This is a genomic window from Cellulophaga baltica 18, assembly GCF_000468615.2.
Lineage (GTDB): Bacteria > Bacteroidota > Bacteroidia > Flavobacteriales > Flavobacteriaceae > Cellulophaga > Cellulophaga baltica.
Genome location: NZ_CP009976.1, coordinates 3,693,508 through 3,717,915, shown reverse-complemented (window position 1 = coordinate 3,717,915; position 24,408 = coordinate 3,693,508). Strand labels below are relative to the sequence as shown.

Annotated in this window: 17 protein-coding genes and 1 riboswitch; of the genes, 5 read left to right on the top strand and 12 right to left on the bottom strand. The window is 34.4% G+C overall.

What is annotated here, in order from left to right:
- Positions 1 to 3: 3 nt before the first annotated feature.
- The 4 genes from M666_RS15920 to M666_RS15905 form a co-directional block, all read right to left on the bottom strand.
- On the bottom strand, positions 4 to 1,305 hold the full coding sequence (locus tag M666_RS15920) for a Na+/H+ antiporter NhaC family protein (RefSeq protein WP_029446651.1): 1,302 nt from the start codon (positions 1,303 to 1,305) through the stop codon (positions 4 to 6).
- Between the two features lie 46 nt (positions 1,306 to 1,351).
- Positions 1,352 to 1,449, bottom strand: a riboswitch (SAM-I-IV-variant riboswitch).
- Positions 1,450 to 1,692: 243 nt separating this feature from the next.
- On the bottom strand, positions 1,693 to 3,438 hold the full coding sequence (locus M666_RS15915; protein ID WP_029446650.1) for a thiamine pyrophosphate-dependent enzyme: 1,746 nt from the start codon (positions 3,436 to 3,438) through the stop codon (positions 1,693 to 1,695).
- 151 nt (positions 3,439 to 3,589) lie between these two features.
- Positions 3,590 to 4,006, bottom strand: coding sequence for a DUF6789 family protein (locus tag M666_RS15910; RefSeq protein WP_029446649.1), 417 nt, complete (start codon positions 4,004 to 4,006; stop codon positions 3,590 to 3,592).
- 537 nt (positions 4,007 to 4,543) lie between these two features.
- On the bottom strand, positions 4,544 to 5,419 hold the full coding sequence (locus M666_RS15905) for a putative outer membrane beta-barrel protein (protein ID WP_029446648.1): 876 nt from the start codon (positions 5,417 to 5,419) through the stop codon (positions 4,544 to 4,546).
- Positions 5,420 to 5,795: 376 nt separating this feature from the next.
- Between M666_RS15905 and M666_RS15900 the strand changes: the two genes are divergently transcribed.
- The 5 genes from M666_RS15900 to M666_RS20070 all read left to right on the top strand — a co-directional run bounded on the left by M666_RS15900 (position 5,796) and on the right by M666_RS20070 (position 15,359).
- A complete protein-coding gene (locus M666_RS15900) occupies positions 5,796 to 8,837 on the top strand; it encodes a hypothetical protein (RefSeq protein WP_029446647.1) in 3,042 nt (1,013 codons plus the stop codon).
- Positions 8,827 to 10,455 (top strand): hypothetical protein, encoded by a 1,629-nt coding sequence (locus M666_RS15895; RefSeq protein ID WP_029446646.1) that lies wholly within the window; start codon positions 8,827 to 8,829, stop codon positions 10,453 to 10,455. Before M666_RS15900 ends, M666_RS15895 begins: the two co-directional genes overlap by 11 nt.
- A 255-nt stretch (positions 10,456 to 10,710) precedes the next feature.
- Positions 10,711 to 12,225 carry a reverse transcriptase family protein gene (locus tag M666_RS15890; RefSeq protein ID WP_029446645.1) on the top strand — a complete coding sequence of 505 codons (1,515 nt, stop codon included), beginning with the start codon at positions 10,711 to 10,713 and terminating at the stop codon, positions 12,223 to 12,225.
- Between the two features lie 115 nt (positions 12,226 to 12,340).
- Complete coding sequence (locus M666_RS15885) at positions 12,341 to 14,116, top strand: leucine-rich repeat domain-containing protein (RefSeq protein WP_029446644.1); 1,776 nt, start codon at positions 12,341 to 12,343, stop codon at positions 14,114 to 14,116.
- Position 14,117: 1 nt separating this feature from the next.
- Positions 14,118 to 15,359, top strand: coding sequence for a leucine-rich repeat domain-containing protein (locus tag M666_RS20070; protein WP_082007919.1), 1,242 nt, complete (start codon positions 14,118 to 14,120; stop codon positions 15,357 to 15,359).
- A 16-nt stretch (positions 15,360 to 15,375) separates the two neighbouring features.
- Here the strand turns inward: M666_RS20070 and M666_RS15875 are convergent, their stop codons facing one another.
- From M666_RS15875 to M666_RS15840, 8 genes are all read right to left on the bottom strand, one after another.
- On the bottom strand, positions 15,376 to 16,488 hold the full coding sequence (locus tag M666_RS15875) for an acyltransferase family protein (protein WP_039326519.1): 1,113 nt from the start codon (positions 16,486 to 16,488) through the stop codon (positions 15,376 to 15,378).
- A gap of 105 nt (positions 16,489 to 16,593) precedes the next feature.
- On the bottom strand, positions 16,594 to 17,472 hold the full coding sequence (locus tag M666_RS15870; protein WP_029446641.1) for a LytR/AlgR family response regulator transcription factor: 879 nt from the start codon (positions 17,470 to 17,472) through the stop codon (positions 16,594 to 16,596).
- 99 nt (positions 17,473 to 17,571) lie between these two features.
- Complete coding sequence (locus M666_RS15865; RefSeq protein WP_029446640.1) at positions 17,572 to 17,775, bottom strand: hypothetical protein; 204 nt, start codon at positions 17,773 to 17,775, stop codon at positions 17,572 to 17,574.
- A gap of 57 nt (positions 17,776 to 17,832) precedes the next feature.
- The gene (locus tag M666_RS15860) at positions 17,833 to 19,173 is read right to left on the bottom strand and encodes a DUF3526 domain-containing protein (protein ID WP_029446639.1); all 1,341 of its coding nucleotides are present in this window, start codon (positions 19,171 to 19,173) and stop codon (positions 17,833 to 17,835) included.
- The gene (locus M666_RS15855) at positions 19,174 to 20,613 is read right to left on the bottom strand and encodes an ABC transporter permease (RefSeq protein ID WP_029446638.1); all 1,440 of its coding nucleotides are present in this window, start codon (positions 20,611 to 20,613) and stop codon (positions 19,174 to 19,176) included.
- Positions 20,614 to 20,615: 2 nt separating this feature from the next.
- On the bottom strand, positions 20,616 to 23,114 hold the full coding sequence (locus M666_RS15850; RefSeq protein WP_029446637.1) for a TonB-dependent siderophore receptor: 2,499 nt from the start codon (positions 23,112 to 23,114) through the stop codon (positions 20,616 to 20,618).
- A 5-nt stretch (positions 23,115 to 23,119) separates the two neighbouring features.
- A complete protein-coding gene (locus M666_RS15845) occupies positions 23,120 to 23,809 on the bottom strand; it encodes an ABC transporter ATP-binding protein (RefSeq protein WP_029446636.1) in 690 nt (229 codons plus the stop codon).
- A 237-nt stretch (positions 23,810 to 24,046) separates the two neighbouring features.
- Positions 24,047 to 24,349, bottom strand: coding sequence for a hypothetical protein (locus M666_RS15840; RefSeq protein ID WP_029446635.1), 303 nt, complete (start codon positions 24,347 to 24,349; stop codon positions 24,047 to 24,049).
- Positions 24,350 to 24,408: the final 59 nt, after the last annotated feature.

Sequence of the window (24,408 nt, the reverse complement as noted above, 5' to 3'; positions counted from 1 at the left end):
TTCTTACGCTTTTCTCAAGGGCTTTAAAGTTATAAATGCTATAGTATATAAAAATAGTAATAGTAAATACCAAGTGTTTGATACTAGGTCTAGGTAATCTATTTTTCCTTTTGAGAAACTCAAAATCATTAATACTTGGGCGCCATACGGTAATAACCCCTGAATAATACAGGCAAATATATCTAAAATAGAAGCTGTTTTTTTAGGGTCTAAAGCATACTCATCATTTATAGTTTTAGCAATTGGGCCAGCAATAATGATAGATACCGTGTTATTGGCTATAGCCATATTAATAGTACTTACCAAGCCTGCTATTCCTAACTGTGCTGATTTTTTGTTTTTGATTAGTTTTTTGATGTTAACGAGTATAAAATCAATACCTCCATTTTTTTCTACTAATGCAGCCAACCCTCCCGTGAGCAAAGACAGTAAGAAGATCTCTGTCATATTGGTAAAACCAAGGTACGCAATTTTCGTGGAGGCTATCAAGGTAAAATCACCATAATAAATGCCTAGAAGTCCTGCAAAAATAGTACCTACCAATAAGGTGGCAAATACGTTTACGCCAACTATAGAAAGGATGATAACCAATACATAGGGGGCTATTTTAATGATTGAATAACTATAAATAATGCTTGCTGTTTCATCAGATTTTAGCCCTAATCCCTGAAAAACTAAGATAGCAATGGTAAACAAGGCAGCAGGAACTGCAATTTTAATATTCTGTTTAAATTTATCACTCATTTTGCAGCCTAGAGATTGTGTTGCGGCTATGGTGGTATCAGAGATTACGGATAAGTTGTCTCCAAACATACTCCCTCCTAATAATGCCCCACACAAAATGGCTAAATCTGCACTACTTTTATCTGCAAAACCTACAACAATGGGAGCTAAGGCCACAATAGCTCCTACAGAAGTTCCAGTAGAAACCGATAAAAAGCTAGCGATAATAAAGATGCCCACATAGATATATTGAAGTGCAATATAATCTAGTCCAAGGTTTACAATGGCATCTACACTACCTGTTTCATTGGTAATTGCGGCAAATGCACCCGCCAATAAATAGATAAGGCACATGGTCAATATTTTATCATCTCCACAACCTTTGAGTAAGGTATTTATTTTGGAATCTATAGATTGTTTAAACAGAACAAAAGCAACGATAATACCCACAATGACGGCAATTGGAGCCGGCAGCGCATAGAAATCATTTTGATAGATGCCCACGCCTAAAAATGTAAAAACAAATACGAATAGGGGAATTAATGCTGAAAATTTAGGGATACGTTCTTTTTTCTGTGCCATCTGATCTTATATTTAAAAAAAGAAATAGCAGCAATAAATAGAAATATGAATTAACATTGGTTCCAAGTAATTGGCTTATCTCTTTAGCACCTTGCTCGTTATTGCAGGTTGCTATCTCTTTTTTTGAGATTCTTGATAATTATTTTAAGGCGGCTAATTTAGGGTATAAAAGCAGAACTATCTCTTAAAAAAAGTTAATTCTTAAAAATATTTTTTAGGAAATTTTTACTACTAATTAATTTATAGGCTAAATAAGAATTTTAGATAAATCATCAAAACAGCAAGTAAAATTAAAGATCAAGCAAACATATTTGTGCTTACTTGATCTTTGATTAGTAATTCGGTGTAGACCTATAACAAATCTAACAAGTGCTATTTTAAAAGTAACTAGTCAAAATAAGATTGTAGTTCTTTTTTTATATTCTCCCATTGTGATTTATCTCCGGTAATGACTTGTGCTACCTCTTTAACTTTCGCTGTACCAAATCCTATGGCTTGTTTGAGTCCAATATGTGGGGGTAATGATAACTCTCCACTGCTCACTACGGCATCTATTATAAAAGGTTTTGTACTATTTTTTGCTTGCTGTATGGCAGCGCCAATATCTTTAGCATGTTCTACACGTACCCCGTCGCCGCCGCATAGCTTAGCATAGTCTGCAAAATTAACATTGGTTTCATGCAAGGCATCTAAACTTGCCGCTAAACCTACTTCTTCCATTTCTAATTTTACAAAACTAAGTTCAGAATTATTAAAAATTAGGATTTTAACAGGAAGCTTATATCTAACCGCTGTAATAAAATCTTGCATCGCCATATTAAAAGCACCGTCACCACTAAGGCACCAAATTTCTTTCTCAGGATGCGCTAATTGCGCTCCAATAGCAGATGGTAGGCCAACTGCCATAGAACCATGATTAAAAGAACCAATAAGGCGTCTTTGTTGGTTAAACGATATATGATGTGCAGCCCAAATTGCTGATGTTCCTGTTTCTACGGTAAAGATGGCATCATCCGCGGCATATTCATTTACAAAACCAGCAAATATCTGTGGGTGTAAAGGCTCGTTCTCACGTGTTGGAGAAGCCTGTTCTTTCATGTTTTCTTTCCAACCGAGAAAGCTTTTTCTTAATTTATCAAGAAATGAGGTATCGTCTTTCTGGTGTATCTTAGGATTTAGTAAAGTTAAAAATGAAGAAATATCACTCCAAACTCCTAAAGAAACAGCGGTTCTATTTCCTATATTTTCCTGTCTAATATCTACCTGAATAGTTTTTGTATCATGAGGTAAAAAATCAATGTATGGAAAATCGGTTCCTAGCATCAATAATAAATCGCATTTCATTACGGCATTGTAACCAGAAGGATTCCCGATTAAACCCGTAAGGCCCACTACATTTTCTGTATCGTGATCAAAAATGTCACTAGCACGTAAACTGTGTGTGATGGGGGCGTTCAATTTTTTTGAAAGGGTCAGTACTGCTTCTTTACTTTCTCTACATCCGTCACCAGCCAAAATACCGATAGTTTTAGCAGTATTTAAAAGTGCAGCAGCCTCAGAAACAGTTTCCTCATTGGGAACCAAACGAGAAGCATATGTTTGTATTGGGTGAATAAATTGCTGATTTTCGGCTTTCATTTCTGCCACATTTGCTGGCAATTCTATTCTGCAAACCGTATTATTGGCCAAGGCTATTTTAATAGCCCGTTGAATAATCATAGGTGCTTGCTCTGGTGTTTTAATAATCGCCTGATATTCACACACATCATCAAATACCTTTTTCAAATCTACCTCTTGAAAAAAGCTAGTTCCTTGTTGTCGTTGATCTATTTGCCCCGTGATAGCAATGAGTGGGGTGCGTTCCTTTTTGGCGTTGTATAAGCCATTAATTAAGTGTAACGCTCCAGGACCTACCGTTCCTGCACATACCCCTAATCTTCCGGTGGTCTGGCTTTGACCAAAGGCAGCAAAAGAGGCATTACCTTCGTGTTTCATTCCTATCCAATCTACGCTATCGCGCTCTTCTATTGCTTTTACAAAAAAGTTCAAGGCATCACCAGTCACACCATATACATGTTCTACGCCGACGCTTTCTAGGATATCTAATAATTGTTCTGATACATTTTTAGACATAATTATAATTTTTAAAGATTCTGTTTTTTTTAAAAGTCTCTATAGCACGTATATTGCCATAAGATTACTCATCAATTGATTATTTTAGGGTTGTGCCTACCTTATAGTAATCCGTTGCTATAAAACACCTTACTGCTATGTAAAAGTTTATTTATTTTCCAATGACTCTTGCCGTAACCATACCAAATACAATGTGACCAATAGTCATAGCAACTAATCTCATAGGCATTGAGCCATCCATCGGAGGCATTTCAAATAACATCCCCATCACTTTCATCCCTATTTGGGCTAGCACTAGGGCTACAATACCAAAGGCAATTCCTTTTAGCCAGATATTCGTTATAGATATGTTGGGTGCGAAAACATACCCGTATAATAGGGCGAAAGTAATTCCCATAATAAAGTGTAATATCCACCCTATTGTAATAGAAACACTCATGGCGCCTGCTAATAGTTTCCAAGGTGCCATTTCTGGCATTCCAATGTTTGGAGCCATAATCATAATAATAGTCATTAAGACGGTTCCTAAAATTCCTGCTAATACATATTTTGTAAATTGATGATTCATTTTGCTCGTGGTTTTAATTTGATGTGACTGTTCGTTAGTGAGAATCTTATAGTATTAAGATTTCCTACTAATTTTAAAAGGGTATGCTATTACTTACTAAGATGCAAGGTAGGGGGGAGTTTTATGCTTTATTACTTCATACCATTTGATTTTTGCCGTATATGTTTTAGAGAATTTATGGGGTATTTAAAAATTGTTTTCTAAACACATTGCTTTAAATAGCAATTTGGTACTGAAAAATCGGATTTGAAATTAAGGCGTAGGAATGATGGTTTGAGCTATAAACCTTGCTTTACTATTAATTCCGTTTAAGCTTGTGTGCTTGATAATAATTTCAAGAAAGAGATTCCAAAAATCATAGAGAGCGGAGAGTTTAAGAATAGAGGAAAGGAAAGGAAAGAGAGGCTTAATTTATCTATATAAGAAACAATAAGCTTTTGTTAGAATACTACGGTAATGTGCTTGTTGGTAAAATAAAAAAACCTGCGCTTTAGAAAAGGCAGGTTTTTATGACAATACTTAATATGAAGTATGTTGTTATTCTTTAGCAGCCGAAGGCTTGAATTTGTACGTAATACCAAAATTAATTCCAAAAGAAGAATAAGGTACCTTTTGCGATAATCTTTTAGTAGTATCTGTATCACTACTTGATAAGTTATCTACGTACGTTGTTTTTTTGTTGGTGCCATCAGGTAGGTTGTCTATAGAAAATACACCAGCAGCAGCAACAGTTCCATCAGGTAAAACAATATCCGTATTAAATTCTGAAATCTCAGAATCTTTACGCTTTAAGCTAATCCCATAATATTCTGCTTCAGCAAAAAGGCTAAGGTTAGGACTTAATTCATAGTTATATCCAAGAGCAGCTACTAAACCGATTGGAAAATGTCCGTGAAAATCTTCTTTATAGTTTGTTTCTGAATAGGATCCAGATGGTAAATTTTGTGCTTCAGCCTCTTGATCAGTAAATACTGCTTTGTTATACACTACAGCTTCTGTTTTACCAGCAACCTTAAATAACCCCCCTATACGTCCAAAAACATTGTTATTAAACTTATAAACCAATGAAGCAGATCCTCCAAAAGCACGAGCTCTAGCAATGGCGTTTACTTGTTGACTGGTAGAATTTACTACCGTAACATCTTGGTCAGATCCATGTAAGTATCCTAAACTTACGTCTGCTCCGAAAGTATCATTAAAAAAGTAAGTACCTCTTATTTGAAAATTTACACCTTCACCGTAACTTCCGTAAGAGTTCTCAACATTTGCTCCTGTCTCAGAAACAGTAGTTATTTCTCCTAATTTCATTCCGGCGCTACCTACTGCATATCCTGTACTGGCAGAAACTTGAAATTGGCTGTACGCTGAACTTGTCATTATAAGCGCGGTAAGCGCTATAAAAATATGTTTCATAATATTTGATTTTAGTTATTAAATTAATTTAAAGTGTTGTTTTTTTTGTTTAATCGTCGGTAAATATACTTGTTTTTGCTTGTTGCAATAGTTAAAATCCGTGTAAGAATTAGTTTACTTTACAAAGTTTTAACTTTTTTTAAAACTATCTGTTTATCGTTCAATTACTTAGAGCTTTTGTTTCTAAAGATGAAGGCCAATAGTAAATGTTAAATTGAGGAGGAAAGGGGGGTAAATACGGTTTTATGTACATCAAGTTTACAGTATATAGAAAATTAGTTGTGTTATTTATAGCTTTTTTTATTCATTTACTCGTTCAAATCCGTTGATAGTTTCTTAGAGTTTTATATATTTAAAAACTAAAAATGTTTATAGGTTGAAATTAGTAAAACAAAAGAAACTCTATTTTTCTGAAGGAAAATCGGACAAAGTTTATGAAGTAGATCTCTGTGAAAATCAAGATTTATTTGTAGTAAACTTCAGGTACGGGAGGCGAGGAGCACAGTTACGGGAAGGTACCAAAACAGTTTTTCCGGTTGCTTATGACGAAGCTTATAAAATTTTTAATGCGCTTATTGATAGTAAAGAAAAAAAAGGATACTCCGATACGCTACTGGAAGTATCGGCTGAAACGACTAAGATTCCAAGTTCTTCTGTAAATACAATTAGAGAAGAAACTATCTCAAAATATTTGCAACAAGCTTTAATCCATACATATACAAGGAACTGGAAGGTATCGCGAATTATTTTAAGAGCAGGAACCTTAAAAATGGTTACTGCTTCAGATGTAATTGCTCAATTTTTATCAGCAACGGATGAATTTCAGCAACATAACGCCATAACAGTATTAGCATCATTTGGAAATACTACATATACCCAAAAAATTTTAGAAGTATTTAAACAACATACTTTCAAAACAATAGCGGGTAGAGCAGCATGTGCATATATTTTAAAGTACGGAAATACTGTAGACCAACAAGTTATACACACAGAAGTTTCTAAGTATATTTCTGAGGATCAGATTCATTCTTTACCCATGCAATATATTAGCGAGAATACCGTGGATGCTTCTCTGTTATATTATGCGTATGTTTTCGCTAATAAGAATGAGGCCTTACGCCACAAGATATACCAGCTATTAGACAAAATAAGTTTAGAGGTTAATGTATTTAAGTCTATAAGATACATCTATAGAACAGTACAAATTACAAATGATATTTCATTCTTTGCGTTACTTTCCAAGCGTATAGCAGTAAGTAAACCGGGATATACATCAGACTATATTTACAGCAACGATTCATGGGTACTAGCAATAGATGAAAAGAAGAAAGAGAATCCTTCTATAGCCTTTTCAGCTAAGACAAAAAATTATTTTAATAAGGTCACCTATAAGAAAGTATATGAATTAAGCACAGAAAATACAGATGCCTATATCAAATATGCTACAGAAACGCTATGTGCGCTTAATGACGAGGATGATGGCGCAAAACAAGAAGTTCAATATGCCTACAATTATGACTCTTATACGGGTCGTTATACTTCGGAGAAAAGAATTTTTCCTAAATACCATGACTACCTAGCTTTAATGTACATTTTGTACGGGAACTCATCAAGAGTACAGCATTTAAAAAATAAATGGTATTATGTAGATGAAATTCAACCAGATAGCCCCAGAGAAGAAGCGCTATCTAGTGTATGGGATACAAAACCAGATAATGTAATAAACATTTTAGCTAATGCTAAAAGTACGATTGCGGTAGATTTTTCATTGCGAATTATAAAAGAAAATGCACATTTTTTAGATACAATTGACGATGATTTGATAGCGAAGTTGGTAAGTCATTATCATCCGAAGGTGTTAGATTTAATACTTGATATTTTAGAAAACAAGTACAGAATAGTGCAACCAGAGGAAACTGTTTTATTGGCTCTTTTAAAATCTGAAAATGAAAAAGCAATCGAACTAGGATTGGGTTGGTTAAAAACCTACGAACATAATTATTTTGATAACAGCCACTTTATACCCGCTTTATTACTTAGTAATGCGATTGAAGTAATCACTTATTTGAAAAGCTTATTTCAATACAATCTTCCTTATAATCATCCTATTCAAATTGCGTCCTTACAACCCCTGTTCGACCCTATAAATAGTTTTAGCAAAGATTTTTTAATTGCGGTTAATGAGCTGATTGGTGAGTCGGAATTTGGCAAACTCTTAAAGGAAACACCTTCTAATAAAATTGCAGAATTATCTAATTCTAATCTAACAACTAATAAATTATTTGCACTCAATCTGGCAAAATATAATAGTGTACCCGCCTATGAGTTATTTAAAGACTCGTTCGAGGAGTACATCAATTCAGATGAAGCAACCCTACGAAAAGCAGGAATTGCATTGTTAGCTCATTTTCCAGATGATTTTTTATTAGCGAATAAACAAGATATTGTAGGTTTTTTATTTTCTGAATTTCAGGAAGTCAGAGAAGCTATTCAGCCTACTATTGAACGATTAGTGAACTTAGACCATGCCTTTAAAGCTAATTTATTGCACCAATTATTACAAGTTCTAACAGAGGCAGAAACGTACCAAGGGGTGCATCAGAATTGTTATGAGTTACTGATAAAGTATTTCGAAAGAGATTTGTCGTCTTTATCCAAAGCGCAGATTATGACGCTTATAGGATCAAAATATGAGAGTGCACAGAATTTAGGAACTCCAATTTTTGAAAAAAACATCAGCCTTTCTAGCTTAACGATGTTAGAATTGGTACAATTAGCACATAGTGATGTCTATTTAATTAGGGCAAAATTGTATAATTTTTTCAAGGATAATACAGCCCGTGTAAATTATGAGCTAGAAGATGCATTGCATATTTTTAATACAGAATGGCAAGATGTTATAGATTGGGCTTGTACGTATTTTGAGGAACATATAGAAGCAAAAAACTGGACGGTAGAAATGCTTTTATATGCCTGTGATCATGTGAAACAAGATGTTCAGGCTTTTGGAATGAAAATGGTCACGAAACATTTTTCAGAAGATAAAGGTTTGCCGTTACTGGAAAAACTGCAGGAACACCCTACAGAACGTATGCAGTTTTTTGTTACTAATTATTTAGAAGGATATGCTAAAGATAAGCATGAAGTAATTTTAGCCTTAGAAAATTACTTTAAAACCAGTTTATTCCGGATCAATTCAAACAGAGCAGCAAAAACAAGAATTTACGCATTCTTAGAACAAGAGGCGCTAAAAAATGAAGAAGTCGCGGTTATGACAGTGCGTATTATCAGTGCTATTTTAGGTACTAAAACATTGAGAGATAAAAGCAGAAGTATAGATGTTTTATTGGCCATAGCAGTACAATATCCAACTATAGAAGTTCCACTATTAATCCATGATTTAAGTAATGAAATTTAATTATAAATATAGTGGCACCAGCAGTATAGTTAACGGAACTTCGTCTACAGGGGTGAGTTTTGCACCAGATATTTTACGAGAGCCTACATATTTTGTGGGCAGTTTAGATAAAAAACTGCCTTTTAGAGAAGCAATTTCAGCTTTGCATGAAATAGTAGTAGCAGATTTTAATTTTCAACCCAAAGATAATTCTGAATATTTAGCGTGGTTAAAAAATGAAGAAACAAATTGGATAGCAGAAGCCTCGGCAGAATTGCCTAAGATAAAATATGAGATTAGACAATTACAAGGACAATTAAAAGGATTGCGCGAACAACGAGAAGAGATTACTAGACCTTACTATAAATCTCAAAAGGAATATTTTAAATATATCTATACAAGAGACTATGCTGCATGGTTAGTATTAGATCCTGTAATTACGGTGCACCCAGATCAAGTTTTCTTTGAGTGCTTTAGTAAAGACGAATCGGTCTATGGAAAATTATCATGTGGTCTTGATGTATTCAATAACATCAACGAGTTTAAATGTGGAACTACCAACATTGACTATTCGCAAAAACTTTATAATGAATTTCAGAAAATTAGAACCTATAAAGACACAGAATTTAAAATAGATCCTAAAGGTTTTGATGTTCAAACTTCAGGTGAAGAATCGTATAGAGAGGTGAAAATTGATTTACCAGACAGTTGGGTTCGTGGTTTCTTACAAGTAAGCTCTGCGATGACAAGTGATAAGGTCTCTTTTGATTTGCACCCTATAGATATTGCTAATTTTATTGCTGTATTAAAACGAAATAAAGAAAAAAAAGGACCTAGGGCGATTAAGTATATTTTAAAACCAGGACAACCTATTCTTGCTGTCTTTGAGCCTTGGAATATAGAGGTAGTTTGTTTGCAGTCTATCTATACTGGCAATGAAGCTAAAGAAATTAGAGTTTGGGGAAGAAGAAGAATTCAATTATTAGAACGCTTATTACCCATAACAGGAAAATTTACGGTGCATTTATTAGGAACCGGAATGCCTTCTTTTTACATAGCTCATTTGGCTAACGACATGTATTTTACTTTAGGTCTTTCTGGTTGGACTGCTAATGATTGGTCTCAAGCCACGCAACTAGATTTATTAGCACCAAGAGGTAAAGTTCCAGCAACCACAATGCAAAGCATTTATTTAGAATTAAGAAAAGATTGGTTGAATACGGAAAAAGGGATTGCCACTAAACTAAACTTAGACGTACAAACCGTAAAACAGTCTTTAGAAACTTTTACACAAGCGGGTAAGGTTATTTATGATTTAAAAAACGAGGTGTATAGGGTTAGAGAATTAAAACGCGAAGGTATTGATCTTGAAGAATTACGCTTTTCTAGTTCCACGGATAAAGAAGCCTACCAATTAATGGAAAATGGTGAAGTTCGTAATTTAAAATCCGAAGTTCAAAATGATAAAATAGAAGTTACTGCCGTAGTGAGTAATAGCTTCAAAACAACGGTAGTGATTAATAAAGATTTACAGATTACAGATGGTAAGTGTAATTGCAATTATTATTACATGAATAAGATGACAAAAGGCCCTTGTGAGCATATTTTAGCAACAAGAATAAGCTTTGATAAAAAATAATTAATATATTTAAACTTTGGTAGCAATAAGATAAAAACCTTGCATTTTGATTGGTGGATCGCCAATCTTGTTTACAGACAATGAACGCGTCACTGACTCGAACTTAACTTGTGAAATAGGTACTAGTGTACCATTTCCGGTTAGACTTCTATGAAGTGAAATAGTACACTAGTACCTATTTCACTGGAGTTGTTCAATTCAGTCTTTAGAGTCGTACGAAGGGAAAAAATACATCTTATTTGCTACCTTTTTTTTATGAGTAATTCAACAGAAAGAAGACAGGAAATCTACGATAAAATTAGACAGTCGTCTAAACAAGAGTACATCATTTCAGAAATGAAACGATTGGGTTTTTGGGGAGAAGATAATGTTGATTTTGATAAAGTTGATAGGTTTTTCAAAAAGGAAAGCGAGCTTTCTAAGCAACTCCATGACTTATTAAAGAAAGAAAAGTCTGTAGAGGATACAGAAGCATTTATTGCCGCAAAGCACATAGAGCGCAAACGAATTTCTAAAGAAAAGCAGAAAGAAACCAAAGAGAAAAGGGCTTTAGAACGTATAGAAAAAGCTAAGCGCTGGCAGCTCTTAAAGAATGAAGATATTATTTATTTGGGTGAAGGATATTCACATCAATTAAACGATAAAAATACAGCTACAGATCTTCTAAAAGCTCAAGGATTACCCGTGTTAGAATCAGCTAATGATATTGCCAAGGCTATGAAAATTAGCTTAGGAGAATTGCGGTTTCTAGCCTATTCTCGTAAAAACTCAAAAACAAGCCATTATAAACGTTTTAAAGTAGCCAAAAAATCTGGAGGGCATAGGTTAATTTCAGCCCCGATGCCCCGTCTAAAAAAAGCACAACACTATATCTTAGAGCATATTTTAAATAAAATAACCATGCACCCAAAGGCACATGGCTGTGTCTTAGAAAAATCAATACTTTCTAATGCTTTACCCCATGTGAATAAAGATGTGGTTATCAATCAAGATTTAAAAAATTTCTTTCCATCCATTACCTATACAAGAATCAAAGGCGTATTTAAAGCAATGGGTTATTCAGAGCAAGTATCCATAATATTTGCATTACTCTGTTCAGAGCCAAAAATCTTAGATATCTCTTTATTAGGCGAGCATTATTTTGCGCAACAAGGTCATCGTTTTTTACCGCAAGGTTCGCCTTGTAGCCCGGCTATCACTAATATTATTTGTAAGAAAATGGATTATCGTTTGGATGGTTTAGGATCTAAATACGGCTTTACATACTCAAGATATGTAGATGATATCACCTTTTCAGGAGACAAAAATCAATTTTCAAAAATTACAGCACTTTTAAAATATTCAAAGAAAATAGTAACTAGTGAAAACTTTACGTTACATCCAGATAAATTAAGGATTATGAAACGCCATCAACGGCAAGAGGTAACGGGCGTTGTTGTAAACGAAAAGCCTAATATTAACAAAGTCTCTTTAAAACGCTTTAGAGCCTTAATATATCAAATAGAAAAAGATGGTATTAAAGGTAAAACATGGAATGGCGGAGCTAATGTACTGGCAGAAATAGAGGGGTATGCTAATTTTATTTTTCAAATAGATCAAGAGAAAGGCAGGGGTTTTAAAGAGCGTGTAGCAAAAATATTAGCACAACATAATTATATAGAAAAACATATTGTTACTTATGCAAAAGAAAAGGTTGTAGTGGCGACCAGCAGTGATGCAAAACCAAAAGACACCTTCTTAAAAAAGCTATTTTCTATATTCAAAAAATAAGCAATTTTTTGAGCGTTAGTTTTTCGATTTAATTGAGCTACCGATAAATCTAAGCATAATGCCAATATTAAATTATTTAAATCCGTACTATATCCTATAGCATTTACCAAACTACATGGCCTACGAAAAGGAAAAGAAAGATGTTCTAGATTTATCCAATCAAAACCTCAAAGAAGTACCGAAAAGTATTCTGAAGAATCTTAAGTTAAGAGAGCTTAATCTAAGTGATAATCAACTCTCAGCGTTGCCAGATTTTATTACGGAACTGAAATATTTAGAAGTTTTACATCTTCGCGGCAACAATTTTACTAATGTTCCTGAATTCCTGCTTCAATTTAGGTATTTAAAAACACTCTCGCTCTCAGAAAATCAGTTAGAAATTATTCCTGAATCTTTCAGTGCATTAACAAACTTAAAAGAACTGGGTTTTGGTGCTAACCCTTTAGTTAAATTCCCGCAGTGGCTTGATAAACTATACGCGTTAAGAGATTTAGCAATCTTTAGTCTTAAATTAAAGCAGGTACCAGAAGTAGTTGCGCGTATCAAATATTTAGAAGTATTGTCTTTAGATGGTAATCAGTTAGAAAGCCTACCGGCAAATTTTGCTAATTTGAGGTATTTAAAGGAGCTATGGGCAGCGGACAATTACTTCGAGTATTTACCTGAAAATTTTGGTAAACTCCATCAATTAGAGAAAATCAATTTTGGGAATGGTCAATTAAAATACCTACCGGAATCTTTTGGTGAGCTAAGAAGGTTGGAGTGGTTAAGTGTTGATGGCAATAACCTGCAAGAACTACCAAGTACCATTGGTTTGTTGCATAGCTTAACTTTTCTAGACCTTAGTTATAATAAGATAAGCAGCTTCCCAAGTTCGTTTTTTAGATTACATAGGGAAAGTTTGGAAATTTGGTTCAATGGCAATTTATATACGGAAGAAACTAAAGTACTCCTCAAGAACGCTTTTCCGGGTATTAATGAGGATGAACTGGAAGAAGAAGATCCTGAATCAGAAGAATATAAGCACCTAGAAGATACATTTGAATCTCCACTGAATAATTCAATGGCTTCAGAATTAGGTACTGCTGCTTCTGAGACGAATAAGGGCTGTAGTGCGTTAGCACTGTTTATTGGAGGAATAATTTTTTTAGGTGGAATAGTGTTTTATACCGCAGTGCTACGTAAAAAAGATCCTATCATAGAAGCTCATAATGAAGCTGTAGAAGCCTATAATGAGGTGGTGAATAGCTATGAGTTGCAACGAGATGTAATCCTTAAAAAGAACAAGACAATTTTGGTGTATACCAATGATACAAGCTTATTAGAAGCACATATTAGTCCTAATATAGAGGTATATGAAAACCCGTATGCTCCTTCATACACTAACATACAATCTAAAACAGAAGCACTTATAGAACTATTGAACGATAAGAGTTTAGGGTACCAGGTGGTGTTAGATAACGGTAGGGTACAACTAATCCAAGGATATTTTTATGACTCGGTATTCCCTCCAAAAACTATGAAAAAATACCGTCTTTTGGCAGATTATAAAATGTCAGCTAGGGAAAAAGAATATAAAAAAAAGAGCATGGCTAAGCATCCTTATATCGAATATATTAAAAAAACAGATACGGTATATAATACGGAAGGAGCGGTGCTAAGCCATGAGGAACTTGTCAATAGAAAAATGAATTCAGGGATTCATAGGTTAATAGCACCATTAATAGACTTAGATAATGAGGAATACTATTTTTATTTTTCGCCGTATGATAATAATTATTCCAGGCAAGAATTTTTAGAAGCCATTGAAGATTTCAAAGTTATGTTTCTAAAAAAACACAAAAAGAAAGATTTAGGCACCGTGCGAGAGATCGCTATAAAAATTAATTGATATGAAATACCTGAGCTTAGCAATCCTATCTTTTTTCAATTTTTTATCATGTGATACTACAACAATGAGTTTTGAAATCATGAATCATCCAGAGGTGTTATATAATAGTTCTATAAACCCAAGAAATCTTACTTTAAATGATATTAAAATAGGCGATTCCGTTACTGTTTTTGATAAAAGTAAGATAAACATTCGTGTATTAAATTATGAATCTCAAGAGGATAAAAAGGCGAAAGAAATAGATTTCTCTTTGACTAAAGATATACATGTATCCTATGATGAAGGATACTATTATGTTTTAAATTACGGCAGGGTGCAGTCTTTGCTATTGAATGGTACAGCTTTAAATGCTTATAAAAACATCTCAAAGGAAGATATAGAACGGGTTTTTGGTAAAGCGGATAAAATAACCACAACTGATGATTGGGATAGTGGAGAGTTAACCTCAACGAGCTATCTGTATTTTGATAGAAATATGGAAATCTATTATCGTGATGATATTAGAAAGGGAATTTGGTCTATAAGTATCGGTAATTTGCCTCGAAAAGATCTACTATTAATTGAAGATGAAAAAGAAAAACTTGAAATAACAAGCTTAGATCTTTCAAATTCAAATCTAGCTGAAGTACCAGAAATCATTAAGGATTTTAAAAATTTAAAAGTATTAAAATTATCCAAGAATGCTATTTCAAAGCTCCCAAACTGGATAGGTTCACTAAAACATTTAGAAACATTAGAAATAGAACTAAACAATTTGGAAGGTTTACCTGAGGATATCGGGAAACTGAGTAAGCTTGAAACCATATGGTTAAGCAACAACAACATAAAAGAGCTGCCAGACTCTTTTTCTGATCTAAAATCCCTAACAACACTCTCCATTGAAAATAATGAACTTACTCATTTACCAAAGAATATAGGAAACCTATCGAATTTAGAATTTCTTTTTGCCACGAATAATAGCTTATATGATATTCCTGAATCTATAGGGAACATGAAAAACCTTTATTATTTATTTCTCGAGAAAAACAGATTAAAAGATTTGCCTACAGCCATACAGCATTGTAAAAAATTACATAAGTTACGTTTAACAAAGAATTATATTTTAGAAGAAAATAAAGCGAAAATAGATAGTTTAACGAGTTGTAGCCCATGGTTTGATTTAAACCCTGTTAAAGCTATAAAGTTTAAAAATTTAAAAGACACTATTATCGCTGTAGATGGTATTTATTATTACGTGAAATAAAGAGATAAAATATATTTTAATGGTCCTTCTTCTTAATCCCAAATAACAGTCTAGGAATTTTAAAGGGATAGATCAATAGCCTATACATAAGGATTGTTACTGGAAAGGAAGTTACGAGGAGTAGTGCAATTTTAGCAACAATAGATAGCTCTAATTGGATGATGTAATAGCCTAGAATAACAATAATGGTTTGGTGTAAGATGTAAAATGGGTAGATAGCCTCATTGCATTTTTGTAGGAATACACTTTTTTTATAAAACCAAATTTGACCATAACCAAGTAACGTAGTTATGAGCGTCCAGCTTACTAATCCGCATACTAGGTACCACACGTTCCACCTTGCGTTTATAGAAAGATATGGCGCTATATAGGCATTAGGCAACAAGTAATAGCCATAAAATAAGATTGTACTTAAGATAAAGGCTATCGCGTTAAATTCGCGGTGTGCTTTCAAGTGGGACCAACTCGTATTTGAGGTAGCAAATAGCATTCCCGCTACTAAAAAATAGCCGTAATAAAAGGTAGAGGAGAGGTTTGTCAAATCTTTAGAATCGCTTGGGTAGGCTTGTTTTAGAAGTATTGTAATGATCAGTAACGGAAGTACCCAAAGTAAGATGCCATATTTTTTAGCCGAAATAGTATCCAAAAACCTCATAATACTATCAGATTTAGGAGATTTCAAGAACAAAATTAGCGGAATAAGTACTATCGAATACACAAAGAGGTTTTCAATAAACCATAAATGATTGGTTTCAAAAACACCATTTTTATAAACGTCTAGATAAGAACCATAGGTAGCTAAATGTTCATAATAAGTTTGTGGCGGCACAATAAACAAGACTCCAAAAATAAGAGGAATAATTAACCGGGTACTGCGTTCTTTTAAAAATTGAAGCCATGTTCTTTTAGAAAAAGCATATATGGTTCCGGTTCCAGAGATTAGAAAAAGAAGCGGCAATCTAAATTGCTCAAAGAAAACCATAATATCATCCAAAAACTTGCTAGAATCTGCATTCATGATATGAAAAGTATCGCCATTAAAAGGCATCCCTATATGGTGCAGGTATACTGCAAGTATGGCGATAACTCGGAACCAATCTAAATCATACCTGCGTTTTTTTTCTTCCAAATCCTTGTTTTTATATCCTGAAAACAAACCTAAAAACTAATCTGAATGATTTCTTTGACTTGTGATGGCGGACACGCAAATGTGACGAAATACAAGGGCTTATTATTACAATTTAGAATACACAGCATTAAAGCGCGCGATAGTAGAGCGCGAAACAGGGATTAGCGTATGACAGTTTTTTAAGCTTAATTGATACCCTTGCGCATTTCCTGTAATAGTATCAATAGCCCCTAAATGTACCAGATAAGAACGGTGAGTTTTAAATACTTGGGGAGCCATGGGGGTTAATTGTTCTTCTAATTCTTTAAGGGTGATACGAAGTAACATTTTATGAACTCCCGTAGCGGAAAACGTAAATACTTCGGTATAATTACTTTCTACTTTAGCAAAGAGAAACTCACTACTATGTAGTTCAAAAATCTCCTGTGAAGCATCATCTGTAATGGAAATAAGCTTTTTATGTGCAGCTTTGGTTTGCTTCTCAGGCAGCTGTTGCACGCTATGTGTATGTTTATGTATCAGCCGCTCTAGATTTAAGGGGAGCACAATAACAATTAATAGAAATCCTACTAAAAAGGTATTCCGTATTTCTTCCCAAAAATAAGTGAGAGACCAATTATCTGGGTTAGTATAAATAAAATCCCGAATTAAAAAACCGGCTATGCCTATAAGTAACAAAATTATGGAGAGGTGAAAAAGTTCTTTACCGAGTGTCCATCGGGTATCTTCTTTTAAGGTCCTATCTAGTAGCTTGAAATAACAAAAGGCTATAGGAAATGGAATAAAAGCATGCACGAATAGTATAACAATAGAGCTAATTTTATGCTCTGCTGCATTCACTTCAAAAGGTTCAAAAAAGTACGAGAAGCCAAAACTTAAGACTGAAATAAGTAACAACAAAAAAAGCACCCTTTTGGTATTGCCATAGTAATACGGGTAGGGTGTTGTTAGATATTTCTTAAATTTTGTAAATATATCCTTCATTTAGCAGCTAAAATACTTTTTTATAGCAACAATAGTAGGAGGGCAGGAATTTCTTTTTCTAACCTAGAATTCTATTTACATACATGGTAGCAGAAGTATTTATGTCTTTGAGCTAGAGCTTATAGATTTATTAGTTCGTGCAATCAAGATATTCAACTCCACAACGCCATTGCTATAGGAACTCATAAGTTGTGATGAATCAATCACTACTTCCTCATCAATGGTGTCTTTATCTAAATCTATACTAGCTACAGTGCCGTCATAACTACAAGGCGAAATATAGCAGGTAAATAGTAGTTTCATGGATTTAAAATCGACTTAAAAAAATGGACTAGAAATAATCACTAGCCCATTTAAAATTTACAATTTTCTAAGATTATAAAACGTAACTAACGCTATGATTAGCGTAATACAAAGGGTAGGTAGCAGTAAACTCAGCCAATTAAAATCCCGTTTTGTCGTATAGAATTTTGATTCATACTTAGACCAATCGATAGCATCTGCCGTGGTATGATCAAAAATTTTAGGATAAAAACCTAAGCGCAATTTTTCATGAAATTCGGTCAAAGCAATTAAAAAATCTAAATGATTCAACATGTCTGTACCAGCAAGAGTGTTGAAGCTTAATTGCGCATGCATAGTGGGTACAAAAAGAGCTATTTTTTCACTTACAGTGTTACGCAACATAATCTTCTCTGTCATTTCTTCGCTTGTTTCTTTTGCTGTCAAATCACCCATATGCTGCATGCCATAATACCAAATCCAACTGAATTCATCTTCTGGAACATCATATTTTGAAAACTGCGGATAGGCCTCTAAAAAACTTACCATGGTGGCAGCCTTTTCTAAATCCCACTTTTCATGGTAACCATCTCTTTGCTCCACCATGGCATCTAACGCTTCTGGCACTTGATATGTATTAATCACATAATTGTTCACCAAAGCGGGAAACAAAATGGTCAAAACAACCCAAATAGAAATCAATGTCAATGCATTAAAATTAGAGTTTTTTTGCAATGAAATTATCCAAAAACATAAGGCGCTCCAAAATAATAGGTACAATACACTTTGGAGAAAAATAGCCCAAAAATTTTGCTCTAGGGGTATTTGTAATGTTACACTTGCTAAAAACATCAAGAAAAACAGCACCCCGAATACAAAAAGTATTCTAACCACAAGTTTTTTAAGTAGAAACAGTGCTTTGCGTGAGGTTTGTGCCGCTAAGATCCGCCAAGTTCCTAGCTCTTTTTCTTCGGAATATAAATTAAAAGTCATGGCAATTAATACCAATGGAAAAAGATAAATGATTACAAACCCCAAATCTAGATTGCCCGACATTAGGAGTGACGGATTTTCAAAATCGGTATCATATTTCTGTCCTTCCAAACCACGAATGGTTACGGCTTGCAAGAGTGGATTTACATCACTCTGCCCAATGGAAATGGCACTAATATTTGCTGGTTTCTTGACTAAGGTAAATCGTAAGTAATACAATAATAACCCCAAATCATCACGATGGTATTCCACATTCTTTTTAATGCTTTCTTCTTGATATACTTGAGCTGCAGCAATAGCCTTTTCTTGTTTCACTAAATACTGCTTACCAGTTAAGATGCTAATGACACCCACGGTTAATAGTAGCACTAAGCTTACCAAGAAGATTTTCGTCCTAAAAAATGATTTAAACAATAATTTATACATCTATATGGCTTTTAGGTTGGTCGATAATTTTAATAGTCCGAATATGCTCCATACGCTCCATAAAAGTAGCGCTAACACTGAAGTCAACTCATTCTTAAAAACATTTGAAACTGTCATAAATTGATATTCAAACGGCGGGAATTCTTTCCAATAATCATTTGAGATGGCATTCGGACCTGCTTTTCCTTTATTAGGAATTAAATCCATTTGTAATTGATTCATTTCTTGGGCTAAATTGAAACGATACGCTTCCGCCTTATCCTTAAAAAGGAGGAAAGATTGAAAATCGGTGCCGGAGAACGCCATAGACAAATTTTTAATGGCGGTATATGGATTTATAAATGCCGAGTAGCGTTCCAGGTTATTCTGTTTACCATATACCTTATATAATTTTGCTTGATGTTCTAAATAAACATTAGCACTTAAAGCTTCACCTTTAGACATTACAAAACCACCATAATTAAAGGGCAAATTTGCTATATCAGTTACATTATTAGCTAGTAGTACCGAATCTTTTAAGGCTTTAAAATGTGGGTCGTCCGGATTATGACTATCACCCAATTGCATCAGATCATGCTCGACCGCTGTTTCCATTTCAATTTTAGAAGGAGTAGGGTATAGGTAGAAACCCATTGCTTGCAATGATTTAGGAACAATAATCACAAACAATAACCAAATGCCCAATAGTTTTACCAATGCTCCTTTGGCAGTAGCGCTAAAGGCGGAAACTAAAATGGTAATGGCACTTAAAATTCCGAAAAACAGTACGTATGCTATCAGCAAAATTACATATCTAAATATGCTATCAGCGTTCACGGCATCGTGAGATTCTATCAAAACAAAAAATAATAACACTAAAAAGATGGTACTAAGAAAAATCAAGGAAAGGCTCCACAAACCCAACCATTTTCCAAATACGATTTCTTTTCTTGTTATCCCTTGTCCTATTAGTAGTTTTAGGGTTCCATTTTCTCGTTCTTTGGCTATGGTGGCAAATCCTAAATAGAAAATCAATAGAGGTACAATCACTTTCAACAACATGGCCAGACTTACTTCTCCAAACCGTAATAAACCAGTAGACATACTGGCTTCAGAAAAGTTTACAGTGTTCTGTTTATGTGCCTCCAAGAAGACGGCATTACCCACAAAATTTTCCATTCCCAAGTCAAAAACACTTAGTATATGTTTTAGTCTAAAGGCAAATGAACCATAGTGCGCCATACGGTGTGGGTGCTTATCTGGATTGTTTTCCCAACTTTCTTGCACCTCGTGCTGTATTTCATCTCGCACGAAATTTTGATCATGATAATTCTCCCATCCGCTGTAAGCTGAAAAAACAAGTAAGAATAACATTAAAATAGAGGCTATGAACATCACCTTAGACCTAAAGGCATCTTGCCAAAACTGCCGTGCCAATAATTTTATTACGTACCTTCTCATAATTAAAAATTATAGGTTGCATTTAATAATACGTTTCGTGGTGCACCTGGGCCTAACCTGGAAGGGTTAAGACCACCTAACCAATACGTTTTATCAAATAAATTATTCAATTTCAGCGTCAATTGAATGCCTGTGTTATTTGGTTTGAAGTAAATGGCAGCATCAAAAACCGCATAAGACGGTAATAACAATCTATCCGTATCATAAGTGGGGTTATACCAAGTAAATCTTTCATCTACATATTGCGCTCCAAAACCGATTCCGATGCCATTTAAATTTTCATTTACAAAATCATAACGACCCCAAAAATTTGCGGTATGTTTGGGTGCTCCTCCAATAGGCTCGCCAATAAATTCTTCAATAGCATCTTCTACAATTTCGGCATCGGCAAAACCGTAAGACGCCGTAAGATTAAAGTTAGGAGTAACATAACCAGAAATATCCATTTCAAAACCGCTACTCCTTTGTTCTCCTCGAGTAGTTAGATTGTCTAAATCATAGGTATCACCCAATAAAATATTCTTTTGCGTAATAGTAAAAATAGCAAGGTTAGCAAATATTTTACCGTTCATAAATTCTCCTTTTGCACCAACTTCTGTTAAGCTACTTTCTAAAGGATCAAACCTACTTGGTGATGTTGACCAAAAGAAACCTTCAGCAGTTGGTGATAATGATACGGTATTGGTATGTGGTTGAAACCCTTCTAAATAGGTGGCATAAGCACTAATACTACTGGTTACTTCATAGGTTAACCCAAATCTTGGAACAATAGCAGTGTTCTTAAACTCTTGCTCATCTCCCTTATAATCAAAAATATCTTTGAACGACTCGTACCTTAAGTTCACTAATGCAGAGAATTTACCCACCTTAAATTGGTTCTGAATATAGAAACCATTGGAAGTATTTAAATTTGCTGGTATAGATAACTGAGCTAAGTTATAACTAGCTGTATTTCTAGCTCCATTAAATGGGTCTTCTAAATTAAAATGAGGAACAGCTGGTACGGGCATAGTAACACCGTCTACAACCATTTGTTGAAAATTATCAGGATTACTTGCGTCATAGTTAGACTGGCCACCGTTTACCGTTAAATATCTTCTTGCACGGAGAAAGCCAGCTCCAATTTTTCTTTCCCATCGTGTAGCATCATACCCCACTAATAATTTATTGGTAACATTCCCTTTTTTAATATCATAAGTAAAGTAGGTGCTAAAATTATCGGTCTCCCAAAATTGTTGTCGCTCATCGTAACGTAATCTTGCAAGCGTTGTAATCACAGTACCATCAATATCAACCGCAGTACCATCAACTCTATGCTCCGCTAAATCTTCGTCCCAGGTTTGTTTCATGAACTGGGCATTGAAGCCCAAATTCTCAGTAAACTTATGATTAAGATTAGCCATAAATATGACCTCTTTCGTTTTATAATGATCGCTTGATGCACCTACATTCATGGTAATAGGTGTACTATTTAAATCGTACTCCCCATTTATAGCGCCAAAAATTGGTTGACCTCTATCTAAATTTCCAACAGCATCGTTATAAATCATTTCCACATTAACTGATGTGTTTTTGTTTGGGATATAGCTAAAAGATGGAGAAATTAAAATAGCATTATTCTTTACAACATCTCTAAACGAATCTGCTTCTTGAAATGCGGCATTGAAACGATATAATAAGGTTTTAGAATCATTTAAGGGTCCTGTGAAATCTGCTGTTGCTCTTAAGGTTCCAAAACTACCGGTTGTAAAACCAACAGAGCTTCTTTTTTCGGTCAATGGTTTTTTGGTTACCATATTTACGGTACCTCCTGGGTCGGCACTGGAAAAGGTGACGGAAGACGGACCTTTAATAACTTCTACTCGCTCTAAATGAGAGGTGATTGGTAGTAAAAAATAGTATTGACGTGTACGCATTCCATTTAACATTTGCCCATCATCTGCCTGAGTAATGCCACGAATGTTGTAGTGATTGTATAAGCCCGTAACCGTCACATTACTTACTGTTTTGACAGCATCTGGCAATTGAAAAGCAAGTCGGTCAGCTATCAATTCTTTGGTAACGCTAGTAATAGCTTGTGGTAATTCTTTGTTTTTTATAGCCACCTTAGTTGCGGAGAATGAATAGTCACTATTGTAGTCTGTTCTAAGTCTACCGGTAACTTCTACAGATTGCAATTGTTCTACATTTTCATGTAATTTTAAAGCTCCTAAATCATAATTTTTCAATTGATTAAAGGACTGTTGAACATTAATTTTTTTCATCCCAATGTAGCTAACTTCAATTTGATAGCTGCCAGTTTCCGTTAGTTCAAAACTAAAGGTTCCGTCATCTTGAGTGATGGTGCCACCCATTTTAGATGTATTTTTTTTAGCATAGGAAATGGTGGCTCCAAATATAGGTTCCCCTTCATTATCGGTAATTTTACCGGTTACTGAATATTGAGCGAATGTTATATTACTCAGCAATAGTGTTGCTATAATTTTTATATAGTTGTTCATCTGTTCTAAATAGTTTCTAGGTAAAGTTGATTAAGTTCATTTGCGTTGATTTCGCTAGCTTTGAGCTGCTGTGCTAATACACCTTCTTTCATAATACCTATAGTGGTTCCTAACTCTACAGCATTAAAAATATCATGGGTTGCCATGAAGATTACTTTGCCCATTTGGGCTAGCTCTTTACAGATTTTAGTGAATTCAGCGGTTGCTTTTGGGTCTAAACCCGAAGTAGGTTCGTCCATGAAAATGACTTCTGCATTCTTGGCAAGTGCTATGGCAATGCCTACTTTCTGACGCATGCCTTTGGAGTATGAGGATAGTCGGTTATGCTGTGCATCTTCTTGTAAACCCGTTTTGGTAAGAAAAGCTTCTAATTCAGAAGTAGCATAATTAAAACCGGCCAATCGGCTAAAGAAGTTCAGGTTTTCAATACCGCTTAAATTTTCGTACAGTTGTACGGTTTCTGGAATGTAAGCGATGGCTTTATTTGTGTCATCCTTGCCTATTTCTTTTTCACCCACAAAGGCTTGCCCACCATCTTTTTTTATAAAACCTAAAAAGATATTGATTGTGGTGGTTTTTCCTGCTCCATTCTGACCAAGTAGACAAAATATTTCACCTTTCTGGACTTCAAAAGAAACATCTTTTAAGGCCACTTTCCCTTGGTATGATTTTGTTATGTTTATTGCTTTTAACATATGTATACTATGAATTAATACTGAAAATAAATTATGTAAATACGAGCGTATTTCTGATTTAACAGGAATACGATGTTTAATTATGTGGAAGAGTTCCCTCAAAAGAGGGCTAGTAGCCATCGCGTATCTAACTATTTCGAATTCAAATACATCGAAACAAAGGCATATCATTGCGTCCTTAAGTCTAAACAAAATATACCTATCCCATACATATTATGAGAGCTAAAAAAAAATGGACTAAGAAAGTGGTGGGGGAGGCCGTGTATAGAGGTAACTAGATAAATACTGATTACTGAAGGTAACCAAAGAACTATTCGCATTCGTTTTTTGTGCGACAAATAAATACTCGGTCTTTGCTAAAACAGGATCTGTTGTTTGCAGTAACGGAATAAAACTAAATGCTGTGGTAATATGACAGACTTCACAATGTTGAAGATCCGAGTCATCAGATTGATGTGAAAGTGCATGCAAGCCAGCCACCTTGAATAAAAGTATCAAGGCAATATAAAATACGGCGATAGTTTGCTTTACATTTCTCATGTGGAGCTTCAAAAATAAATAATAAAATAAGGTGGTGCGGAATTAAAATAGAAAAAACA